Origin of the sequence: Rheinheimera sp., from assembly GCF_037442345.1 — a bacterium.
GTDB lineage: Bacteria > Pseudomonadota > Gammaproteobacteria > Enterobacterales > Alteromonadaceae > Pararheinheimera.
In genome coordinates, this window is sequence record NZ_JBBIQL010000023.1 from 1 (window position 1) to 23,266 (window position 23,266).

At 51.6% G+C, this 23,266-nt stretch carries 20 protein-coding genes; 2 read left to right on the plus strand and 18 right to left on the minus strand.

The features are described from left to right. Window positions 1-614: 614 nt before the first annotated feature. The 4 genes from tolA to WKJ04_RS14260 form a co-directional block, all read right to left on the minus strand. Window positions 615-1,142, minus strand: a complete 528-nt coding sequence (gene tolA, locus WKJ04_RS14245) for a cell envelope integrity protein TolA (protein ID WP_337881026.1) — start codon at window positions 1,140-1,142, stop codon at window positions 615-617. A 224-nt stretch (window positions 1,143-1,366) separates the two neighbouring features. Further along, window positions 1,367-1,654, minus strand: coding sequence for a HigA family addiction module antitoxin (locus tag WKJ04_RS14250; protein ID WP_337881027.1), 288 nt, complete (start codon window positions 1,652-1,654; stop codon window positions 1,367-1,369). Further along, on the minus strand, window positions 1,654-1,932 hold the full coding sequence (locus WKJ04_RS14255; RefSeq protein WP_337881028.1) for a type II toxin-antitoxin system RelE/ParE family toxin: 279 nt from the start codon (window positions 1,930-1,932) through the stop codon (window positions 1,654-1,656). The genes WKJ04_RS14250 and WKJ04_RS14255 overlap by 1 nt, the downstream gene beginning before the upstream one ends. 607 nt (window positions 1,933-2,539) lie before the next feature. Continuing rightward, entirely contained in the window at window positions 2,540-3,817 is a 1,278-nt protein-coding gene (locus WKJ04_RS14260; RefSeq protein ID WP_337881029.1) for a nitrate- and nitrite sensing domain-containing protein, read from the minus strand. 403 nt (window positions 3,818-4,220) lie between these two features. Between WKJ04_RS14260 and WKJ04_RS14265 the strand changes: the two genes are divergently transcribed. Further along, window positions 4,221-5,069 (plus strand): formate/nitrite transporter family protein, encoded by an 849-nt coding sequence (locus tag WKJ04_RS14265; protein ID WP_337881030.1) that lies wholly within the window; start codon window positions 4,221-4,223, stop codon window positions 5,067-5,069. Next, window positions 5,066-6,763 carry a protein phosphatase 2C domain-containing protein gene (locus tag WKJ04_RS14270; RefSeq protein WP_337881031.1) on the plus strand — a complete coding sequence of 566 codons (1,698 nt, stop codon included), beginning with the start codon at window positions 5,066-5,068 and terminating at the stop codon, window positions 6,761-6,763. Before WKJ04_RS14265 ends, WKJ04_RS14270 begins: the two co-directional genes overlap by 4 nt. A gap of 57 nt (window positions 6,764-6,820) precedes the next feature. Here WKJ04_RS14270 and WKJ04_RS14275 read toward each other — a convergent pair whose 3' ends face one another. From WKJ04_RS14275 to edd, 14 genes are all read right to left on the minus strand, one after another. After that, window positions 6,821-7,993: an alginate export family protein gene (locus WKJ04_RS14275; protein WP_337881032.1), complete on the minus strand. Its 1,173-nt coding sequence runs from the start codon at window positions 7,991-7,993 to the stop codon at window positions 6,821-6,823. Between the two features lie 63 nt (window positions 7,994-8,056). Further along, window positions 8,057-8,932 (minus strand): uroporphyrinogen-III C-methyltransferase, encoded by an 876-nt coding sequence (gene cobA / locus WKJ04_RS14280; protein ID WP_337881033.1) that lies wholly within the window; start codon window positions 8,930-8,932, stop codon window positions 8,057-8,059. Window positions 8,933-8,942: 10 nt separating this feature from the next. Beyond that, window positions 8,943-9,308 carry a nitrite reductase small subunit NirD gene (gene nirD, locus WKJ04_RS14285; protein ID WP_337881034.1) on the minus strand — a complete coding sequence of 122 codons (366 nt, stop codon included), beginning with the start codon at window positions 9,306-9,308 and terminating at the stop codon, window positions 8,943-8,945. A 2-nt stretch (window positions 9,309-9,310) separates the two neighbouring features. Continuing rightward, window positions 9,311-11,857, minus strand: coding sequence for a nitrite reductase large subunit NirB (gene nirB, locus WKJ04_RS14290; RefSeq protein ID WP_337881035.1), 2,547 nt, complete (start codon window positions 11,855-11,857; stop codon window positions 9,311-9,313). 295 nt (window positions 11,858-12,152) lie between these two features. Further along, a complete protein-coding gene (gene pyrF / locus WKJ04_RS14295) occupies window positions 12,153-12,863 on the minus strand; it encodes an orotidine-5'-phosphate decarboxylase (RefSeq protein ID WP_337881036.1) in 711 nt (236 codons plus the stop codon). Between the two features lie 15 nt (window positions 12,864-12,878). Beyond that, on the minus strand, window positions 12,879-14,018 hold the full coding sequence (locus tag WKJ04_RS14300; RefSeq protein ID WP_337881037.1) for a tetratricopeptide repeat protein: 1,140 nt from the start codon (window positions 14,016-14,018) through the stop codon (window positions 12,879-12,881). 282 nt (window positions 14,019-14,300) lie between these two features. Continuing rightward, a complete protein-coding gene (gene ihfB / locus WKJ04_RS14305) occupies window positions 14,301-14,636 on the minus strand; it encodes an integration host factor subunit beta (protein ID WP_337881038.1) in 336 nt (111 codons plus the stop codon). A gap of 8 nt (window positions 14,637-14,644) precedes the next feature. Continuing rightward, window positions 14,645-16,318: a 30S ribosomal protein S1 gene (gene rpsA / locus WKJ04_RS14310; protein WP_337843534.1), complete on the minus strand. Its 1,674-nt coding sequence runs from the start codon at window positions 16,316-16,318 to the stop codon at window positions 14,645-14,647. A 98-nt stretch (window positions 16,319-16,416) separates the two neighbouring features. Then, window positions 16,417-17,100: a (d)CMP kinase gene (gene cmk / locus WKJ04_RS14315; RefSeq protein WP_337843494.1), complete on the minus strand. Its 684-nt coding sequence runs from the start codon at window positions 17,098-17,100 to the stop codon at window positions 16,417-16,419. A 103-nt stretch (window positions 17,101-17,203) separates the two neighbouring features. Beyond that, entirely contained in the window at window positions 17,204-18,493 is a 1,290-nt protein-coding gene (gene aroA / locus WKJ04_RS14320; protein ID WP_337881039.1) for a 3-phosphoshikimate 1-carboxyvinyltransferase, read from the minus strand. Next, entirely contained in the window at window positions 18,493-19,572 is a 1,080-nt protein-coding gene (gene serC, locus WKJ04_RS14325) for a 3-phosphoserine/phosphohydroxythreonine transaminase (protein ID WP_337881040.1), read from the minus strand. Before serC ends, aroA begins: the two co-directional genes overlap by 1 nt. A gap of 219 nt (window positions 19,573-19,791) precedes the next feature. After that, window positions 19,792-20,448: a bifunctional 4-hydroxy-2-oxoglutarate aldolase/2-dehydro-3-deoxy-phosphogluconate aldolase gene (locus WKJ04_RS14330; protein WP_337881041.1), complete on the minus strand. Its 657-nt coding sequence runs from the start codon at window positions 20,446-20,448 to the stop codon at window positions 19,792-19,794. Continuing rightward, window positions 20,438-21,427, minus strand: a complete 990-nt coding sequence (locus WKJ04_RS14335) for a glucokinase (protein ID WP_337881042.1) — start codon at window positions 21,425-21,427, stop codon at window positions 20,438-20,440. Before WKJ04_RS14335 ends, WKJ04_RS14330 begins: the two co-directional genes overlap by 11 nt. Next, on the minus strand, window positions 21,420-23,252 hold the full coding sequence (edd, locus tag WKJ04_RS14340; RefSeq protein ID WP_337881043.1) for a phosphogluconate dehydratase: 1,833 nt from the start codon (window positions 23,250-23,252) through the stop codon (window positions 21,420-21,422). Before edd ends, WKJ04_RS14335 begins: the two co-directional genes overlap by 8 nt. Between the last annotated feature and the right edge of the window lie 14 nt (window positions 23,253-23,266).

A 23,266-nucleotide genomic window follows, 5' to 3' on the forward strand; every position in this document is an offset into this window, starting at 1 on the left:
GTGACCGTATATCGTTATGATAAACAGCCACTTACACAGAAAATTTTATAGTCTCTTTTTGACATCTGTCAGATAACCCCGATTTTTTGAATACTTCCTTTGTAAAAAACTCTAAGTCACCTATTAAGCCTTGTTTATGAACAATGACGTGTCTAAGCCGCTCTGCAAGTAATACAGCAAATAAAAGATGGACATCAAAGGCATTTTTTTTTACGTATTCCAGCATGGTGGGATAGATCTTATGAAAATGCTTCAGCTTTAAATGTAAATGTTGATTTTCTTCTCCCGGAAAAACATCTACATAGACAGCGTTTACAAACAATACTGTGTATTTTTGTGGATGGCGGTTAATTCTATTAGTTTTCTTATGGATGTCTTTCTGAATGCGTACTTTTCAGTGTTTCCCGAGAATGGGTTTTGGAAAAAAAACGCGTCAGTACTCATAATGTCTGATGGACCATTTCTTTTTTCGTGTTCTGAAAGCACTTCAAATTCACGTTTGAAAGAACTATGAATCACCCTCTGCATAAGATTCAAATCCGCAAATGACTCGCAAAAAACTGTGTAATGTTTACTCACCAAGTTATTCATCGCAAATCCTTCAGAAATATTAGTTATCTAAGCTCAGGTTTAAGAATTGGCGTTAAGTTGCGCAGAGCATCATAGACTTCTGGGTTTGATGACATTGGGAATGGGCTGCCTTTTTTGATGGCATTAACAGCAGAATCACACAACCGCTGGTCTCCTGAAAGAGGCGTTACGCTTTCAAGATCGCCTGTTGGAGACAGTTGCATATTCACGCTGCATTCGTGACCACGCATTGCATCATCTACAGTCCAGTTTTTCTGAATTTTCGCAACAATCAGCGCTAAGTAGCGTTGTTTTTCGGTAATGTAAGGGCTGGATGTGTCTAAGGGTTGTTTATCCAGTTTCTGGATATGAGCTTTTAGACGTTGGTTTTCTTCCCATAATTCGCGCTCACGCGGAGTCATTGTTACCAATGGAGTAGGCTTTGTAGATTTTTTTTTCGGGGTTTCCCTCACTGTTCTCTTACCGTCAGGGTCTATTTTTTCAATCCGAAGGTATGGTTCTTGTGCCCAAACTGAGGCGCTGATGAAAAGCAGGAAAGTAGTAAGGCGCATCGTCAAAATTCCTTTTTGAAGTCGGGACCATCCTACACTAAAGTTTCACTTTTGGAAAAGAGCGGTTCGGCAGGATGAAGGCTACGCCTTCGGCGGGGCGGTCGCCCCTTGGTGGGTCGCTGCGCTTCCGTGGCCTTTCTGGGCCACAAGCACTGGTTTGGCAGCATCGGGACCCTTTTCCCCAGAGGGGCCCCTTTTCCCGCTGCCACCAAACCGCTTATTTATCAGGCAACGCTCAGTTTCTGTAGCCTGCTCAGGTCTACATTCTGCCTCGCATGCCACAGGTCATAGGCGTCTTGCATTCCCATCCAGACCCGTTCTGAACTGCCCAACACGGCAGAAAGGCGAATAGCCATTTCCGGCGACATATTCGCCTGACCGTTAATTAATCGGGTCAGGGTAGAGGGGTTCACATCCAGTGCCTGTGCCAGTCGGCGGATGCTGATCCCCAAGGCTTCACGCGATTCTTCAATCAGTTCCCCAGGGTGCGGCGGATTAAACATGGTTGCCATCAGTGATAATCCTCATAGTTCACGATATACACATCGCCATCAATCAGTTCGAACGTCAGGCGCCAGTTACCTGTCACCGTGATGGACCATAGGCCCTTGCGGTCTCCTGTCAGCGGGTGCAGGTAAAAGCCGGGCAGGTCCACGTCGTTAATTTCTTTCGCCAAGTCCAGAACCGCAAGGCGGGTGCTGAGTTTCTTAACCTGCTTCGGGTCAATCCCTGCGGTGGACCCCGTTTCAAAAAACTTCTTCAGTCCTTTGTGCTTAAAGCTCTTTATCATTCCAAATTACGCCAGCTGTTAGAGTTGCAACAGTGTTGCGCTATACGCATCATAGCCAAGTGGTGCGTCATACGCAACATTTCGGGTTAGCCTGCATTGGCTTTTTGTTCGGCTTTCTGAGTGATATCATTCAGTAATGATCGGGTTGTCACTCACAATAAAGCTGGAGTAGCCTCATAGGTCAGCGTGCGGAGATGCAGCGTGAAATTTTTACAAGAACAAACTGAAAATCTGGAGTGACAAAAAAGCGTCGAAAGAAATACCAGCGCTTTCGTCTGGACGATTGTCTGAACTGAAACGTCAGCTGACAGACGAACAAGCATTGCTGATAGCCAAGGCATGTAATTTGAACGCGCAATGGGTTCTCCTAAACCTGAATGAAGAACGAAGCAAGCATCCTGAGATCAAATCAGCTTGGGGTAGCCTGGAAAAAAGCTGAGTAGCACCGCACTGGCTATAGCTCTATGTATAGGGTTTGGATTAGGCAGCCTGAGTTGTGCGTGGTCTGGAACAGGAAAAGTGCTACTTTTTAAGGCGTATATTTAATATCGCTTAATTTCCATTATGTTAAATTCATTATGGGAGTATATCTGTTTGGAAGCCGTCTTCAGTCTCCCACCTTCTGTCTGGTTTTTTGCAGCAGCTGTCTGGCGATATCCACTGCGGTGCAGTTCTGGTTCATTGCTTGTTGCTGCAATAACTTATGTGCTGCGGGTTCGGTCAGCTTCTGTTGTTGCATCAGCCAGATTTTGGCACGTTTAAGCAGGTGCTGTTCGTCAGCTTTTGCTTTAACTTCTGCCAGTTCGGCCTGGATTCGGTTGATGTAAGCCGCCTGATCATTCAGCAGTTGATACAAAGATGAATAGCCCGTTTGTTCCAGCCGGCATTGTATTGCTGACGCATCGCCGTACAAACCAGGCATTGAAGGATCGAATAAAATACTGCGGATCTGCGCTTTGTTATGTTGTTGCCTGGCGGTGACCTTCTGCTGATACAAGTCCAGCTGCTGTCTGGCGTCTGCAAGTTTGTGTTGAGCCTGCTGCTGCAATTGGGTGGTTAATTGCACCTGCAGTTGCTGCATGTGGTCCATGCGGTCTGTGGCTAACTGGTACCAGATGTCAGCTATAGCCGGCACAGTGCAGTCGTGACCGGTAAACTGTTTTAACATTCCGCGTAAATGCGCCAAATCCTGGCTTCCCTGTGTGTTTTCCTGAGCTATCCAGCTTTGGGCTAAGGCTGCTGGGGCTGCACTGACAAACTGTTCTGCGGCCTGAAACTGGGCGAGCTCCAGATCGGTCAGCCGTTGGATCAGGTCAACGCTGAAGCTGCCTTTGGCAAAACCAATACTGCCCCAGGCCCGTTCTTGTCCGGCCAGCTCCTTGCATTGCATCAAATGTTGCAGCGCCACCAACAAACGGCAGATGTCAGCGTCACTGGCGATGTCGGCTGCTTCAGACACCAGGGTTTGCCAGGCATGGATCAGTCGACTGAAGGCTTGGGTCGACGCCAGCGCACTGATCTTCTGCTGGCTGATTTGCTGACGCAGTTCGGCTAAATCATCCATGCCCAGCAAGGCCATAGACACGGCGCTGAGCAGACGGCTGCTGTTGTGTGCTTCGGGTTTATGCAAATAATGCTGCTGCAACGCCTGACGCAGCAACTGCTCTTGTTGTGTTACATGGACCAGCTGAGCCTGGCGTTCAGCCCGGAACAGTTCAGAACCTGACGCCAGGTAGACATTACTCATCCCCCGTTCGCGCTGCAGCTGATGCACCAGTTCGCTGACAAAAGTGACCAGCTGACAGTTGGCGGCCAACTGGTGTAATACTTTAATTTCCGCCCGCTTTGCCGCCAGTAAAAATTGAAAGGTGTCTGAACTTATCATGGTGCCCTGCCCTAATCCGTCACAACCTCAAAGCAATGGCCGTTCCAGTTTGTTCAAAACAGTAGCCAAGCCCAACGGTGGCAAAGCGAAGCACCGATGTATAGTTCTGGCCCGGGGCTGTTATTGGGCAATTCTGGTGCAGGTTATGCCCAGTTATGGCTCAAAACCTGGGTTATATCTGAGTTATCCTTCACTTATTTTTTGGTAATTTAGTTAATTATCAATTACCTGTAATCATTGGCCTTAAATTTGCTGCATCAAACAGCGTAAGCAAAACTGAGAACGACATCACAACAAGCTTCAGGACAAAGGCGTCCGAGACCGGCTGGCCACAGCAGGTCCGGGCGCTTTTTTTATGCCCGTAAAACGGCAACTGGGCAAAGGCAACTGCGAGGAACAAACAATGGCTTATTTAATTCCAACTGAATTCGTCACCAAAATGGTCGATTCTGGTGAAAGTAAAATTTATATGTCAACCCGTGACACCCTGATACGCGCTTATATGGCCGGTGCCATTCTGGCGTTGGCGGCGGTCTTTGCGGTGACAGTCGCAGTACAGACCGGCTCATTTTTATTGGGGTCTGTACTCTTCCCTGTTGGGTTTATTATGTTGTACCTGATGGGATTCGACTTGTTGACCGGTGTCTTTATGTTAACGCCCCTGGCCTTGTTGGATCGTCGCCCTGGTGTGACAGTTCAGACAATATTGCGCAACTGGGGCCTGGTGTTTTGTGGCAATTTTGCCGGCGCCCTGACCGTTGCGGCCATGATGGCCTTTGTGCTGACGATGGGCTTTCATACCGAAGCCGGGCCTGTAGGGGAAAAACTGGCGGGCGTCGGTGAAGCCCGTACTTTGGGTTACGCCGAACATGGCACGGCCGGTTGGCTGACCATTTTCTTGCGAGGCATGTTATGCAACTGGATGGTGTCGATGGGCGTGGTTGGCGCCATGGTGTCCACTCATGTCAGCGGCAAGGTCATTGCGATGTGGATGCCTATTATGTTGTTCTTTTTTATGGGTTTTGAACACTCTGTTGTCAATATGTTTTTGTTTCCTTTTGCCATGATGATGGGCGGTGATTTTTCGGTGATGGATTACCTTATCTGGAATGAAATTCCTACCGCATTAGGCAACCTGGTAGGCGGCCTGGCCTTTACCGGGCTGACGCTGTACAGCACGCACTATAAAACGGCACCCAAACGCCACTTAAGCAACCTGCAGACCAGCTCAGGCATGGTGAGTGCCAAATGAGTTTAAAGGTTCGGCTTGGTCAGTATTCAACAGCTGGCCAGAAAGCGCAGAATCAGGACTGTTATGGCGCCTGCATCCCACAAGGCGCCGCCTTGTCAGCCAAAGGCATAGTGCTTGCTGTTGCTGACGGTATCAGCAGTAGTAGTGTCAGTCAGGTGGCGAGCGAAACTGCGGTGCAGAGCTTTTTGCAGGATTACTACTGCACCAGTGACGCCTGGTCTGTCCCCCACAGTGCGTTGCAGGTCGTTCAGGCTTGTCACCACTGGTTGCGTGGTCAAAACCAGAACAGTGCGTTTGCTCACGAACCAGAGAAAGGCTATGTCAGCACCTTTACGGCACTGATCCTGCGACAGGATCAGGCGTTTTGGCTTCATGTAGGCGACAGCCGTCTGTATTTATTCCGTCAGCAGCAACTGCAACAGCTGACCCGCGATCACCGGATTTGGCAGGGCCAGCTGTCTTACCTGAGCCAGGCGCTTGGTATGAATGCAGTGCTGAAACCGGAGCAAAACAGCCTGATGTTACAGCAAGGCGACTTGCTGCTACTGGCCACTGACGGTTTGTTTGACAGGCTGGAACCTCAGGATTTAACCGCGACTTTAAACACAGCCACCGACGATCTGGACAGGCTGGCGGCACAACTGGCGGCGCAGGCACTCGCTGCCGGGACAGATGACAACATTACGCTGCAACTGGTCCGTATTGACCAGTTGCCTTCGCATACGCTGAAGCCCTATCAGCAGCATGATGAGCTGCCCCTTCCCCCCGTGCTCAGTTGCAACGACAGCCTCGATGCCTTACAGGTGGTGCGGGTGTTGCAGCAAAACAGCCGCAGTTTTGTCTATCTGGTGCAGCAGCAAACCACAGGGGCTTTTTACGTGATGAAAGCACCTTCGACTGAACTGGCCGAACAGCCCCAACTGCTGGATAAACTGCTCAGAGAAGAATGGATAGCGCGCCGGGTACAAAGCCAGCATCTGCAAAAAGCTGCGGCATTGCAGCAACCCCGCTCTGCGCTGTACAGCCTGTTTGATTATGTGCCCGGTCAAAGCCTGCGGCAATGGCAGCTTGACCACCCACAGCCCTCTTTGGAGCAGGTGCGACAACTGATAGAGCAACTGGGACGGGCCTTGCAAACTTTGCACAGAGCGGAAATTTTGCATCAGGATGTGCGGCCGGAAAATGTGCTGATTGACCATCAGGGTAATGCGGTATTGATTGATTTTGGGGCAGCCCGCTTAGCCGGGCTGGAAAGTGCTGAGGAAGTTGCCGGCGATATTCCTGGCACTGCGCTTTACACTGCGCCGGAATTTTTTCTTGGTGAAGCCGGTACAGAAAGCTCTGATCTTTATTCACTGGCCGTGCTGAGCTATCACTTATTGTCTGGCAAGTTTCCTTATGGCCCGGCCATGGCACGCTGCAAAACACGCAAAGCCCAGTGCCAGCTGACTTATCAGTCGGTTCGGATTTACCGGCCTGAAGTGCCACTCTGGCTGGACCATACCCTGCGAAAGGCCCTGCAGCCTGTCCCGCAGGAACGTTATCAGCATCTGTCGGAATTTTTGTACGACATTCGTCATCCCAACCCAGACTTTATCAAGCCGGTCAGTCTGATGCAGCAACATCCTCTGGCCTTCTGGCAGGCGTTGTGTGTATTGCAGCTGCTGGTGATCCTGGGTTTAGTGGCTCACTGACGGAACGAATGCTTCTGTCAGGCCAGCCCCGGCCGGTACAGGCGGGGCTGTGTTCTTTTAAAACCTGGCCAGCCATTGCAACCAAAACTTACGGGTATCGGTAAAGAGTTGCTTGGCCTGATAGTCTGCATATTTCAGCAGCAGCTGATGTTCTTTGCTGAGGCTGTAACTCAGTTGCAGGTTCAGTTCAGTGCCATAATCCTGATCCCCTGCGGCGGCCTTGTACTGATGGTAGTGGCTCTGCAGATCGAACAGATGCCACTGATAGCCCAACTTCAGGTAACGGTCTTGCACCCCCAATGCTGGCGTGCTGAGAAACTTATCAGCAAAGCCCTGAAATTTATGCAAAGTTGCCAGCGGTGTGCTGAACGGCACGCTGTTATCCGTGCCAAGCTGTTCCACGCCAACCGCCAACAACCACTGTGAGTACCACAGTGTCCAGTCCAGCGCGTAATAATCAGCGCTGTAATTGGCCGGATTGTCTGTGCTGTCTTGCTGACGGGCGTAACTGGCACTGAACTGGTGTTTACTGCGGGCCGACAGACTTTGGCTGACGCTGTAGTCCAGCACGGCGGTCTGGCTGGACTGTGCCGCTGCATCGGCGATGTCCAGCTGCAACCACATCAGGCCCAGTTTATGGTTGGGTAAGGGGTGATAATCTGCCCGCAGCAGATGCACCCTGGCCGACCAGTCGCCTTGGGGGTGTTTGTTGCCAAAAACCCGGTTGACCTTACTGATATAGCTGTAATCCAGGCTCAGCTCCGCACTCTGCTGCCATTGATAACGCAGCGCATCAAAAGTCTGTTCATTTTGCCGCCAGGCCGAGCCACCGACAAAACGTTCATTGCCAAGGTTGATGCGCTGACGTCCGACTTTCAGTCTGTGGCCCTGTTGCTGAAACTGCAAAAACAACTGGTTCAGATCAGCGCCGTCCGGATCCGCAATAACAGGGTAACGGCTTTTCCCGTTGACACTGTCGTGATAACCGGAATGATCGAGTGCGGCGACATAGTCCACTTCAGCCTGAGCTGACCATCCCTCTGCTAAAGGCTGAGCCAGGCTCAGCCGGGACAATAGGGTGTTGGCGGCAGCATCTTTTTCCAGCCCTTGTTGTTCCACAGTCTCCAGCCGATAGCGAAACTGGTAATTCACTGTGGGATCAGGCAGTGCAGCCTGCAGTGGCGGCACGGCCAGCAGCAGGCAACAGCTTATAGGGTAAAGCTTCGTCATCTCTTGTCCTTTGTTATGGTTAAATTCGTTCAGTACAGGATCTGGCCTGTGATGGCTACAAAGTTACGGTTTGCTGAGTTGCTGATGCACCAGTGCAGAGCTGACCGCCATAGGTAATTTCACCACGTCGCCAATCAAAATCAGAGTTGGCCCCTGCAGTGGCTGGGCCTGCAGTTTTTGCTGAATATCAGCCAGTGTGCCAATCAGCTGTCGCTGTTCTGGCGTGCTGACTTTATCCAGTAAGGCAATGGCCGTGTGTTGAGGCCAGCCGACGGAGCGCAGACCGTTGCACAACAAGGGCAAACGAGTCAGGCCCATATAAACCACCAGGGTCGGGTTTTGGCCGTCAGGCCTGTAGCGATAACCCGCCCAGTCTGGCTGTTGTTCAGGTTCAGCAAATTGAGCAGTAAGGAACTGTACTGAGCTGGCAACGCCGCGCGATGTCAGCGGAATACCACAATAGGCCGAAGCGGCGCAGGCACTGGTGACACCGGGCACTATGGCAAAACTGAGCCCAGCTTGCTCCAGTGCGACGGCTTCTTCCGAGACCCGGCCAAAAATCGACGGGTCGCCGCCTTTTAAACGCAGCACCACGCCCCCCAAACGGCCGTACTCCACCAGCAGCCTGTTGATTTCCGTTTGTTTCAGTGCATGCTGCCCTGCTCTTTTCCCTACATAAATCTGCCGGCAGCGCCTTGGCAACAAGCCAAGCAGTGGTGTCGGGATCAGCGCGTCGTACAGCACCACATCAGCCTGGCGCAACAAACGTTCTGCTTTGACCGTTAACAGCTCCGGGTCGCCTGGCCCGGTACCGATCAGATAAACCCCCTTCGCGGCCTCAGGAATGTCGCAGCGGCTTTGGTCCTGTGCAGCTGAAAAGTCGAAAAGACCGCTCAGACCAGGCCATGGGCGCTGACGTAAGTAACTCAGTAAGTTCATGCTTGACTCCTCAGGCGGCGCTGGCCTGTTGCTCAGTGCAAAGCGGCTCACTGAACACTGATACCATGCCTTGTTCCAGCCCGACGGCATAACAAGGCAGGCGGTATTCGGGTTGCTGCAGGCACTGGCCCGTCGTCAGGTCAAACTGCTGTTTATACAATGGGGAAGCCACCACCAGTTGCGAGCCGATGGAGCCGGGGATCCCCCTGGACATCACGTTGGCACCGCCAATAGGGTCATAATTGCCGACAGCAAACAGCCGCTGTTCGCCCTCAATCAGCAGCAGGAAAATTGCCACTTGTTGACCGGCGACCAGCGCACAGACACCACTGTTTTCTACCAGATCCTCTTTTGTACATACTGGGGTCCAGGCCATGTTCAGTTCTCCTCTGTCAGTTCTAACACCGGAATGTGTTGTTGCCATTGTTGTTTCTCTGCGGCTGTGGCGGGCCGGATTTGCTCGCGTTCCTGCACAAACACAATATTGCCGTCCGCCTCCGGGCTGTTGACAAACTGACGGAAGCGTTTCAGTGCATTAGGGTCTTCCAGCGTGGTTTTCCATTCACAGGCGTAGCTGGTCACCAGGGCACTCATTTGTTGTTCCAGCTCAGCAGCAATGCCCAGGCTGTCATCAATGATCACTTGCTTCAGGTATGCCAGACCGCCGTCAAGTTTTTCCAGCCAGACCGAAGTACGCTGCAAGCGGTCAGCCGTGCGGATATACAGCATCAGAATGCGGTCGATGTAGCGGATCAGGGTGTCGGTATCGAGGTCGGTGGCAAATAAATCAGCATGACGGGGACGCATGCCGCCGTTGCCGCAGACAAAGAGGTTCCAGCCGTTTTCAGTGGCAATCACACCAATGTCTTTGCTTTGCGCTTCCGCGCATTCTCGGGTACAACCCGATACCGCCATTTTGATTTTGTGAGGAGCACGCAGGCCTTTGTAGCGGTTTTCAATGGCAATGGCCTGGCCAACACTGTCCTGCACGCCATAACGGCACCAGGTACTGCCGACGCAGGATTTCACAGTCCGCAGCGATTTGCCGTAGGCATGGCCGGTTTCGAATCCGGCGTCGACCAGCCGCTGCCAGATCTGAGGCAGTTGCTCCAGCCGGGCGCCAAACAGGTCAATACGCTGGCCGCCGGTAATTTTGCAGTACAGGTTAAAGTCCCTGGCCACCTGACCTATCACCAGCAGTTTGTCCGGCGTAATTTCGCCACCGGCAATACGGGGCACCACAGAGTAGCTGCCATCCTTTTGCATATTGGCTAAAAAGGTGTCGTTGGTGTCCTGCAGACCCACATGGGCAGGTTTGAGCACATAGTCATTCCAGCAGGAGGCGAGAATGGAACCAACGGCCGGTTTGCAGATATCACAGCCTAAGCCTTTGCCATACAGGCGCATCAGCTCAGAAAAAGTTTTAATTTGTCCGACTTGTACCAGGTGCAGCAACTCCTGCCGTGAATAAGCAAAGTGTTCGCACAGATGGTTTTTTACCTCAACGCCACGGGCTTTTAATTCATCCTCCACCACAGATTTCAGTAAGGCAGCGCAGCCACCACAACCTGTGCCCGCTTTGGTGCAGTTTTTGATGCTGGCCAAATCACCACAACCTTGCTCCATCGCGGCCAGCACATTGGCTTTGGCGACATTGTGGCAAGAGCAGATAGTGGCGCTGGCCGGCAGCGTCAATTCAGGCAACGCAGTGCCAGCGCTTTGTGGCAAAATCAGCGCTTCGGGTTGTTTCGGCAGCACCATGTCATTTAACACGTACTGCATTAAGGTGTCGTACTGACTGGTGTCGCCCACCAGCACAGCGCCCAATAACTTGTTGCCGTCTGCACTGACCACCAGCTTTTTGTAGTGTTGCTGGCGCGGATCGGTAAATACGTAACTCAAAGCACCGCTGCTGCGGCCATGAGCATCACCTATTGAGCCCACCTCAACGCCGAGCAGTTTCAGTTTGGTGCTCATATCGGCGCCACTAAACGTCTGAGAGCCGCCTGTCAGCTGACTGACCACCACCCGGGCCATCTGGTAACCAGGGGCCACCAGGCCATAGATTTTTTGTTGCCAGACGGCACATTCACCTATTGCGTAAATGGCCGGGTCTGAGGTCTGACACTGATCGTTGACCACAATACCGCCCCGCTCACCGACGCTGAGCTCAGCCTCCCTGGCCAACTGGTCATAGGGTCTGATCCCGGCAGAAAACAGCACCATATCGGTGTCCAGTACCTCTCCGTCGGCAAACTGCAATTGATAACGATGCGTTACACCGGCGGTAATTTGTTGCGTCACTTTATTGCAGTGAACAGTGACACCCAATTGACGGATTTTATCAGCCAGCATGGTGCCACCGGCCAGGTCGAGCTGGACAGCCATCAACTGAGGCGCAAATTCCACTACATGGGTTTCCAGCCCAAGTTTTTTCAGCGCATTGGCCGCTTCCAGCCCCAGCAGGCCACCGCCAATGACCACCCCAACTTTGCTTTGAGCGGCACTGTCGGCAATGGCTGTTAAATCGTCTAAAGTCCGGTACACCAGGCAATGGGCCTGATCCTTACCTGGCACCGGAGGGACAAAGGCATAAGAGCCTGTGGCCAGCACCAGCTTGTCGTAGCTAAAAGATTCGCCGCTCTGGCTGCAGACCTGTTTCGCCCTCCGGTCAATGCGTTCAACCCAGCAGTTAAGCCGGTAATCAACCCCAAGTTGTTGATAATGCTGCTCAGAGGTCAGAGCCAGCGCAGCGGCGCTGCCGCCGTCAAACACACTGGACAGATGCACCCTGTCATAGGCCAGCTGTGCTTCACCACAAAGCACGGTGATCTGAGTTTGTGGTGCCGCGGCTTGCAGCTGTTCGACAAAATGATGGCCAACCATGCCATTACCTACCACCAGAATTTTTTTATGCTGCTTCATCACCCCATCCTCCGCAGCTCTTTTTGGGCGGGTGCTAAAAAGAGCCACAATAAAAAAAGCCCGGCTCTGTGCTGCATGGCTGCAGTCAGAGTCCGGGCTTCGTTGCCGTATCAGACCTTAGGTCCGACGTCTGTTTGTTATGGTGTTAAACACCCTTGAGAAATGGAAAAGCAGATTTAATGCCAACCAATCAAGTTATTGATATCAAATAACTTATTATGATTGTGTTTGAGTGGGCGCTGAAGATAAGGAGTTATTCTGGTGCAATAATGCACCAGAATAACTCGCTGTTGGGTCAGCCGGCCTGGCTGATTTCCTGATAAATGCTGTGCAACGCAGCCAATGGATCTGCTGCTTTGGTGATCGGGCGACCTATCACCATATAGTCGACGCCCGCCGCTATGGCCTGAGCTGGTGTCATCACCCGTTTCTGGTCGTCCTGGCTGGCGCTGGCTGGTCTTATCCCCGGTGTCACCAGACAAAAATTCTGACCAAACTGGTGTTTCAGTAAACTGGATTCCTGGGCAGAACAGACAACGCCATCCAGCCCGGCTTTATGCGTCAGACCGGCCAGTTTCAACACCTGCTGCTCTGGAGTCAGGGCGATACCCAGTTCAGTTAAGTCACTCTGCTCCATACTGGTCAGTACTGTCACCGCTATCAGCAGCGGCTTTTGGGCCCCGTAGGGCTGCAGAATATCCCGTGCCGCTGCCATCATTCTGGTGCCGCCGCTGGCATGCACATTGACCATCCAGACACCCAGATCAGCGGCCGCTTTTACCGCTTTGGCCACAGTGTTCGGAATGTCATGAAATTTCAGATCCAAAAATACGTCAAAACCGCGGTTATGGAGCTCGGTGACAAAAGCCGGACCAAAATGGGTAAACATTTCTTTGCCAACTTTCAGCCGGCACAGTTTGGGGTCCAACTGACTGACTAAATTCAGTGCGGCTTGTTGCTGTTCAAAGTCCAGCGCCACAACGACGGTATTTTTCTGCTGACTCATAACACTCTCTGAAAATTAACGGCCGTCAATGCCAGGCAAAGGCTCAACGGTTTCCCATTGTTTGCATGACGGACAAAGCCAATACGGCTGTTTGGTTTTAAAACCGCAGTTGCGGCAATGGTACAGTACTTTGGTTTCCAGATACGCCTGGACCATTTGTTCGATTTGACCCAGTTGTATGGCCACTTCTCCGCTACTCTGGCGAAGACGCAGCTGAATAAAGCTTTGGAACAAGCGGATATTGGGTTGCTGCTTCAGTTTATCGGTCAGCAATCGCTCAGCCTGCTCCGGCTGCTGTTGCTTCAGGAATAACTCGGCCAGTAATGAAGTGGCCGAAATATTTTTATTTTTCTGACTGAGCTGCTGCAATAACGCCTGCCAGTCCGCTTCATCCGGTTGTGATTGCGCTACCATAGGTAACAGATCCGCGGCCCACTGTGGACGTTGCTGCAGGATACTGAGCAGTAAAGGACGGGCTGCTTCGCCCTGCCCCTGGTTCAGATAACGCCGGGCTGCTTCGTATCGTGGCCTGAGGGCCTGTGGATAGCGCTCAGCCAGTTGCTGAAACTGTTCTGCTCTGGTTTGAGGTTCCTGTTGCCAGGCTTCGCATTGAAAGTTGGCAAGCCCGATACGCAAGGAACGGGAGTCGGTTTGTTCCACCACGGCCCTGAAATCCAGGCCTTTGTGCCATTCATGAGTGGCCAGATACAACTGAAACAGCTGTTTAATCACCGCTTCACGAATGCTGTCCGCCTGGACTAAATCAGCCAATAAAGGTTCGGCTCTGTCGTATAAACCAGCATGGAAATAATCTTTCGCCAGCTCGAAGCGGATCTTCTGCGCCTGAGGTTTAGGCAGCTTTTGCTGGCAGAGTTTTTCATGAATGCGGATGGCTTTGTCCCAGTCACCACGGCGACGGAACAGGGTTGCCAAGGCCAGGTAGGTGTCGACTGTGGCTACTTCGATGTCCAGCAGCTGCAATAACTGCTCTATGGCTTTATCTTCTTGATCGGTCAGCAGAAAGTTAAGGCCGGAGGCGAGGTTTTTACTGACGGAGGCTTTGCCTTTGAGTGCTTTTTGCCGTTCGCTGTTGCTGCCCATAAACCAGCCATAGGCAGCGGCAACGGGCAATAACAGAAATAACCATTCCAGCATAAGGGTCAGCGCTGCTCAGCGGATTTATTTAACCAACGACGGGTTCTGCGTGTAAGTACAAAAAGGGATGAAAATACCAGACCAAGCAGAAAGCCAAGCAGTAAAAACAAAGCTGCGAGTTCACTGACTCTCAGCTCAATTTGTCCAATCACATAATTAAGAATTGTGCTGTGTTGGTTCAAAGACGCTAACATCAGGCCAGCCAGCAACAATACGAGAATGACAATACTAAACAAAATTCTGGTCAAAACTGCGTCAATCCATGTCTGGCTTGAAGATTAATCAGGTGTTTTCTTTTACCCGATCACGTAATTCTTTACCTGGTTTAAAGTGAGGAACGTACTTGCCGTCCAGTTCAACTTTGTCACCGGTTTTTGGGTTGCGACCTACCCGAGGTGCGCGGTAATGCAAGGAAAAGCTGCCAAAGCCACGAATTTCAATACGTTCGTTATTGGCCAAAGACCCTGCCATTTGCTCAAGGATCTCTTTTACAGATGATTCCACATCTTTGATAGGAATATGAGAAAAGTCAGCTGCCAGTTTTTCGATCAATTCTGATTTGGTCATGAACCCTCCAACTGATAAAACGGCCGCCCGGGGATCCGGGCGGCCTGACAAACATTTAATTACTCAGATTTCTGAGCAGCTTTAAATGCTTCTGCCATGGCGTTACCACCGAAACCAGCATCATCTTGCTTGATCGATTCTAACGCTTCTTTCTCTTCAGCTTCGAACTTGGCTTTGATTGACAGGCTGATCACGCGGTTTTTGCGGTCAACACCCATCAGACGAGCCTCAACTTCTTCGCCTGCTTTCAGCACAGTAGTGGCATCTTCGATACGCTCACGAGCGATGTCCGATACGCGGATGTAACCTTCTACACCGCCTTCCAGCTCAACAGTAGCGCCTTTGGCGTCAACTGCAGTTACTTTGCCTTTAACGATAGCACCTTTTTTGTTATCAGCAAGGTAGCCGTTGAACGGATCTTCGTCTAATTGCTTGATACCTAAAGAGATACGCTCGCGCTCTGGGTCAACTTGCAGAACAACCGCGTGCACTTCGTCGCCTTTCTTGAATTCACGAACTGCGTCTTCGCCAGTGGAATTCCAGCTGATGTCTGACAGGTGAACCAGACCATCGATGCCGCCGTCCAGACCGATGAAGATACCGAAGTCAGTGATTGACTTGATCTTACCGGAAACACGGTCACCTTTGTTGAAGCCTTTAGCAAACTCTTCCCATGGATTCGCTTTGCATTGCTTCAGGCCCAGAGAAATACGACGACGTTCTTCGTCGATTTCCAGAACCATAACTTCTACGGTGTCGCCCAGGTTAACGACTTTAGATGGGTGGATGTTTTTGTTTGTCCAGTCCATCTCTGATACGTGTACCAGACCTTCAACGCCTTCTTCGATTTCAACGAAGCAGCCGTAGTCAGTCAGGTTCGTTACACGACCAGTGATTTTCGCACCTTCTGGGTAACGAGAAGCGATAGCGGCCCATGGATCTTCACCCATTTGCTTCAGACCCAGAGAAACACGTTGCTTCTCACGGTCGAATTTCAGTACTTTTACTGGGATCTCGTCGCCAACATTGACGATTTCGCTTGGGTGCTTAACGCGTTTCCAAGCCATGTCAGTGATGTGCAGTAAGCCGTCTACACCACCCAGGTCGACGAAAGCACCGTAGTCAGTCAGGTTCTTCACGATACCTTTGACTTCCATACCTTCTTCCAGGTTTTGCAGCAGGCTGTCACGCTCAGCTGAGCTCTCAGACTCGATCACGGCACGACGTGATACAACCACGTTGTTACGCTTCTGATCCAGTTTGATTACTTTGAATTCCAGTTCTTTGTGTTCCAGGTGCAGTGTGTCGCGTACCGGGCGAACGTCTACTAATGAACCAGGCAGGAATGCACGGATACCGTCTACTTCAACAGTGAAGCCGCCTTTAACCTTACCAGTGATAACACCGATAACAGTGGCTTTTTCTTCACAGGCTTTTTCCAGGCGAACCCATGACTCATGGCGCTTGGCTTTTTCGCGAGACAGCAGAGTTTCACCGAAACCGTCTTCTACTGCGTCCAGAGCTACGTCGATCAGATCACCAACGTTTACTTCGATTTCGCCAGCAGAGTTTTTGAATTGTTCTACCGGGATTGCAGCTTCAGATTTCAGACCAGCGTCAACCAGAACGACGTCTTTTTGTACTGCAACAACAGTACCTTTAACGATGGCACCTGGACGGGTTTCGATAGACTTGAGGCTTTCCTCAAATAATTGTGCAAAATTTTCAGTCATAATCACTTTTTCAGTTAAGTGCTCCACGCACAGTCCTGTGTCATGGGGTTGCTAAGTTCACCAACAACATCCGTGCCGCTGGTTGTCCAAAGTGTCGACTAGGCCTGGTTCAAGCGCTGTTCACAAACGCTCAGTACCTCATCCAACACTTGTTCAATGGTTTTATGCGTTGAATCCAGCATGTAGGCGTCGTCAGCCGGTTTTAATGGTGCGACGGCGCGGTTCATGTCCCGCTCATCACGAGCCTGGATTTCGCTCAAAAGGTCGCCGATGTTAACATCATGGCCCTTTTGTTTCAACTCCAGATAACGCCTGTTGGCGCGCTCTTGCGCGTCGGCTGTTAAATAAATTTTAACTTCTGCCTGTGGGAACACCACAGTGCCCATATCACGTCCATCAGCAACTAAGCCTGGGGCTTCACGAAAGGCGCGTTGACGACGCAATAAAGCTTCACGTACACGAGGTAAAGATGCAATTTGAGAAGCCACAGAACCCACTTCTTCGGTACGGATGGTATGAGTGACGTTTTCACCTTCCAGCGTAATACGGGTGCCACCTGTTTCATCCGGGCTGAACTGCACATCCAAATGAGCGGCAAGCGGTTGCAGCGCTTCTTCGTCTTTGGCATCAATATGATGATGAATGGCAGCCAGAGCTAACACACGATAAATAGCTCCGCTGTCCAGCAAGTGCCAGCCCAGTTTCTGTGCTACTAAACGGCAAATGGTGCCTTTCCCTGAGCCACCTGGGCCGTCTATGGTAATGACCGGCGCTTGTTGCATTCTGCCTCCATCAATTAGTCGAAACAACAAAAAGCGGCGACATTATACAGAAACAGGCAACAAAAAGCGCGGTCTATTCGATGAAAGCGCGTAACCTTTTTAGTTACGCGTTTCTTTTGACTAAAGAGTTAAACACTTCAAAATATTGGGGAAATGTTTTTCTGGTGCAATCCGGGTCTTCAATGGTCACAGGCGTGTTACTCAAAGCCACCAGGGAAAAGCACATGGCCATCCGGTGATCGTTATAGGTAGCGATGCTGGCGTGTTTCAGCGCTGCTGGCGGCACAATGCGGATATAGTCGTGACCTTCTTCCACTTCAGCACCCACTTTACGCAGTTCGGTCGCCATCGCAGCCAGACGATCCGTTTCTTTCACCCGCCAGTTGTATACGTTGCGGATTACCGTGGGACCTTCGGCAAATAAAGCGGTGGTGGCAATGGTCATCGCTGCGTCAGGTATAGCGTTATAATCGCGGTCTATCCCTTTGAGCTGGTTACGGGTTACTGAGATATAATCAAACCCCCATTCCACAGTCGCACCCATAGCTTCTAAGGCGTCGGCGAAGTGAATATCTCCCTGCACCGCATTTTTACCAATGCCCGTCACCTTGATGGTACCGCCTTTAATGGCGGCGGCCGCCAGAAAATAAGAGGCTGATGAAGCATCACCTTCAACCAGAAAATCCCCCGGGCTTTGATACTGCTGATTGCCTTTGACGACAAAACGTTGATAGCTCTGGTTGTCCACAGTCACACCAAAACGCGCCATCAGGGCCAGCGTAATGTCGATATAAGGTTTGGACACCAGCTCGCCAATAATTTCAATGCTGCTGTCACCTTGCAATAATGGTGCAGTCATCAGCACTGCGGTTAAAAACTGGCTGGATACTGACCCGTCGATACGTACGGCCCCACCTTGCAATGCTTTGCCACGAATACGCAAAGGCGGGAAATCTCTTTCGCCAAGGTAGTCAATATCTGCCTGCCACTGCGCTAAGGCATCGACCAAATGGCCTATAGGCCGCTCGTACATACGAGGCTCACCAGTTAAGGTGACATCCACATTGGAGACTGCCAGCGCGGCTGTTAATGGCCGCATCGCAGTGCCTGCATTGCCCAAAAAAAGCTCCAGTGCCGCCGGATGCTGAAATACGCCACCCCGACCCTGCACCTCACAGCAGGTTTTATCGTCCGACAACTGATACTGCACACCCAGAGCCGTTAAAGCCGTCAGCATATGACGGATATCGTCGCTGTCGAGCAAATTGCTGATGCGGGTGGTACCTGAGGCTAAAGCCGCCAGTAGCAAAGCGCGGTTTGAAATGCTCTTGGAGCCAGGTAAATGCACCACACCTTCAACGTTCGCAATGGGTTCTAAGGTTAAAGTTTTCATCAGCCGTTCACCCGTGCAAATTCTTTCATAAAGCTCACCAGCGTCTGTACGCCTTCTAATGGCATAGCGTTGTAAATACTGGCGCGCATACCGCCGACCATGCGGTGGCCTTTTAATGCCAACAGGCCCTGTTGCTCGGCCTCACTGACAAACTGATCGTTTAAGCGCTCATCGGCCAGGAAAAACGGCACATTCATCCAGGATCTGTAGGCTGTTGCGACATCATTACGATAAAAACCACTGTGGTCGATGTACGAATACAGGGTGTCAGCTTTCAGCTTATTGCGCTCGGCCATCGCTGCGACGCCACCCTTACCTTTAAGCCATTGAAACACAAGGCCCGCCAGGTACCAGGCATAGGTAGGTGGCGTGTTAAACATGCTGTCATTTTCGGCGTACAGGCGATAATCCAGCACACAAGGAATAGCGGCATCTCTGGCTGGCAATAAATCGTCGCGTACTAAGGCAATGGTCAGGCCTGAAGGGCCAATGTTCTTCTGGGCGCCGGCATAAATCACGCCATAACGGCTGACATCAATAGGGCGCGATAAAATGGTGGACGATAAGTCGGCGACTAAAGGAGCTTGAGTGGCTGGTAACTCAGTAAACTCAAGGCCATCGACCGTTTCATTCGGACAAAAATGTACAAAACTGGCGTTAGGGTTCAGCTGCCAGTCGGATGGCGCAATCAGCGAGCGCAAATCGGCCGTTTTGGTGTTGATGGTCTGTACCTGCAATTCAGTGAACTTAGCTGCTTCTTCAGCGGCCGCTTTCGACCAGGCACCGGATACGATGTAATCGGCACTTTGACCCGCTTTGGCCAGATTCAGTGGCACAGCGCTAAACTGGCCGCGTCCGCCGCCGTGCATAAAAAGCACCTTGTAATTGGCCGGTACCTGCAATAAATCCCGCAGGTCCTGCTCGGCCTGGGCCGCCACTTTAATAAAGTCTTTGCCCCTGTGACTCATTTCCATAATGGAGCAGCCACGACCATGCCAGTTGACAAATTCGTCCTGAGCTTGCTGCATGACTTCAACAGGCAACATGGCCGGACCGGCACAAAAGTTATAGGTGGTCATTCTTTGCTCCTTCGCAACAACTGAAAATAGATGGCAAAACGTGGACGGCGGCCGCGTATAAAATCGACGTCTGGACGGCTCTTCGAATTGCGCACTACTTTACCTGAAAATAGCCGCTGGTGAAATGCTGAAACTGCAGGTGGTACAAAGAACCTTGGTTTAGTTTCAATGTGCAGAGGACGGGGCTAAAAAAGCCCGGCAAAAACCGGGCTTGAATGTTTACTGACTAAAGCTTTTAGCTTCGGCTACAGCGCTCTGGCACAGTTCGGTGATCTTCCCCCAATCCTGGGTTTTGATCGCTTCGTCCGGGACAATCCAGCTGCCACCGACACAGCGCACGTTGGGCAGTGCCAGGTAATCCTTAAAGTTTTTCTCATTAATACCACCGGTTGGGCAGAATTTAATGTCAGAAAACGGGCCGTGAATAGACTTCAGCGTTTTTACACCACCAGCGGCTTCTGCCGGGAAAAACTTAAAGTGGGTGTAACCCAGTGTGGTGCCTTCCATCAGTTCTGAAATACTGGCGATACCAGGGATCAGCGGGATCACGCTGCTCTTACCGGCCTCCAGCAATTCACGGGTAGAACCAGGGCTTATCGCAAAACGTGCGCCTGCGGCAATCACGTCGGCCAGTTGCCTGGCATTGGTGACAGTGCCGGCTCCCACTATAGCGTCAGGTACTTCTTGCGACAGTAACTTAATGGCTTCCAGCGCGACTGGTGTGCGAAGCGTCACTTCCAGCACCCGGATACCGCCTGCGACCAGTGCTTTGGCCATAGGAACAGCGTCGGCTAAATCTTTAATCACAATCACCGGCACCACTGGGCCTTGTGCGAACAGAACGTCAGGTTGGAGTTGCCAGTTTTCAAATGCCATGATGTGAACTCGCCAAATGTTGTTTTAAGTAGACGGCACAGCCGGTTAAGCCCGGTTGTTCTGCCGTGACGACGAAGGTGGCGATGCCACTGTTAAAGCCCTTGAAGCGACCTTTGGCTTCAAAACGGCTTCTGAATTCGCTGCTTTCGATCAGGCTGAGCAATTTAGGTGTAATGCCCCCCGCGACAAACACACCCCCAAAGGTGCTCAGTGTTAATGCCAGATCGCCTGCCAGGCCACCTAAGGATGCAAAAAACTGCGCTACGACTGCAGTGCAAAGCTGGCAGCTGTTATCCAGCGCTTTACCGGCAATTTGCGCCGCATTCAATGCCTCGACCTGCTGGCCTTTAAAAGCGGCAATGGCCAGATACAAATCTTCCAGGCCAGGGCCAGACAACAAGCGCTCCGGCGACACATGGCCGTATTTTTTGGCCAGGAAGTTCTGGATAAACCACTCTTGTTCGGTTTGTGCGGTAAAGTCGACATGGCCCCCTTCGCCAGGCAAAGGAATAAAGCCCGCTGGTGTTGGGATCAAATGCGCAACGCCCAAGCCGGTGCCTGCGCCCAGCACAGCCATGGGCTTGCCGCTTTGTGTGTTTCCTGAACCAACTTTAACCAGTTCGTTGGAGGTCAATGCCGGCAAACTCATGGCAACTGCGGTAAAATCGTTCAGCACAATAAATTCGGCTAAATCCAGCTGTTGCTTCATTTCTGAAATAGAAAACTGCCAGCTGAAATTGGTCATCTTGACCAGATCGCCGGTGACAGGACAGGCAATTGCAATGGCCACATGGCGAATGGCAGTTACGCCTTGCTGTTCACGGTAAAACTGTAAGGCCTCTGCCAGAGTCGGAAAATCAGCACATGGATAGACTGCAACCTTATCCAGTTGCAGGCTGGACAAATCCACCCGGCTAAAACGGGCATTGGTCCCACCAATATCCGCGACTATGGCAAAAGGGACTTCCATGTTAGCCATGGTACTGCTCCTCGGTATTAAACAAACTACAGGCGCCCTGCTCTGCACCGGTAATTACGGTGCGCAGGCCGCCGAACATCTCACGACCCATACCCCAATGCGCGTCTGTCATATCGCGGGTAGCCACGTCACGTGCAGCCAGTTCTTCGTCGGATACCATCACTTTCAGTACGCCATTGATGCCGTCGACCAACACCATGTCGCCGTCTTTGATGCGGGCAATAGCACCGCCGTCAACAGCTTCAGGTGTGACATGGATAGCGGCTGGTACCTTCCCTGATGCACCAGACATACGACCATCGGTGACCAAAGCGACATGGTAGCCACGGTCTTGCAACACCCCAAGAGGCGGAGTCAGTTTATGCAGCTCTGGCATACCACAGGCCTTCGGTCCCTGGAAGCGCACAACCACCACACAATCTTTATTCAGTTCGCCAGCTTTGAAGGCACGGTCCAGTTCATGCTGACTGGAAAAAACCACGGCTGGCGCCTGCACCACTTCGGTACCAGACCGCAGTGCAGAGGTTTTGATCACGCCACGGCCAATATTGCCGGACAGCACTGTAACACCACCTGTAGGTTTAAACGGCTGACCAACGGTACTCAGCACAGTGTCGTCACCCGATTCTTTCGGGCCATCGACCCACACCAGTTTGCCGTTTTCCAGCACTGGAGTTTGGGTGTAACGGCGCAGGCCAAAACCGGCCACAGTATGTACATCTTCATGCAGCAGGCCTGCATCCAGTAATTCTCGGATCAGATAAGCCATACCACCCGCCTGTTGGAAGTGGTTAATGTCTGCCTGGCCGTTCGGGTAAATACGGGCAATCAGCGGTGTCACATTGGATAAGTCGTTAAAATCGTCCCAGTTCACAATAAAGCCAGCGGAACGGGCCATCGCAATCAAATGCATGGTGTGGTTGGTGGAACCGCCAGTAGCCAATAGACCAACAATACCGTTCACCACAGCTTTGACATCAACAATTTGTGAGATTGGCGTGTATTCGGTGCCTAAATCAGTCAGACGTGTCACCTGACGGGCTGCGGCTTTGGTCAGTTCATCACGCAACGGTGTATTTGGATTGACGAATGACGAGCCTGGCAAATGCAGGCCCATAATTTCCACCACCAACTGGTTGGAGTTGGCTGTGCCATAGAAAGTACAGGTACCGGCACTGTGATACGAGGCGGATTCTGAATCCAGCAATTCTTCTTTGCCAACCTTCCCTTCCGCATACAACTGACGCACCCGGGCTTTTTCTTTATTTGGAATGCCGGAAGGCATTGGGCCTGCTGGCACAAATACAAAAGGCAGATGACCAAAACTCAGGGCGGCCATCATCAAACCCGGCACAATTTTGTCACAGATACCGAGCATCATGGCGCCATCGAACATATTGTGCGACAAACCAACCGCAGCAGACATGGCAATAATATCGCGGCTGAGCAGACTCAGTTCCATCCCAGGCTGACCTTGAGTCACACCGTCACACATGGCTGGCACACCACCGGCAAACTGAGCCACGCTGCCCACCTCTGCCACTGCCTGCTTAATAATGGCCGGATAAGTTTCATAGGGCTGGTGTGCCGACAACATATCGTTATAGGAGGAAATAATCCCGATGTTTGCTTTGGTCAGGCTGCGTAAATCGGTTTTTTCCTGTGCGTTACAAGCCGCAAAGCCATGCGCCAGGTTACCACAGGCCAAAGCCCCACGATGTGGCCCTTTACTCCGGGCTTTTTCCATCCGTTCGAGATACAGAGCGCGGCTTTTTTCACTGCGGGCCGCGATTCTCTCTGTCACCTGTTGTATCACCGAATGCATTTTCTAACCTCGCC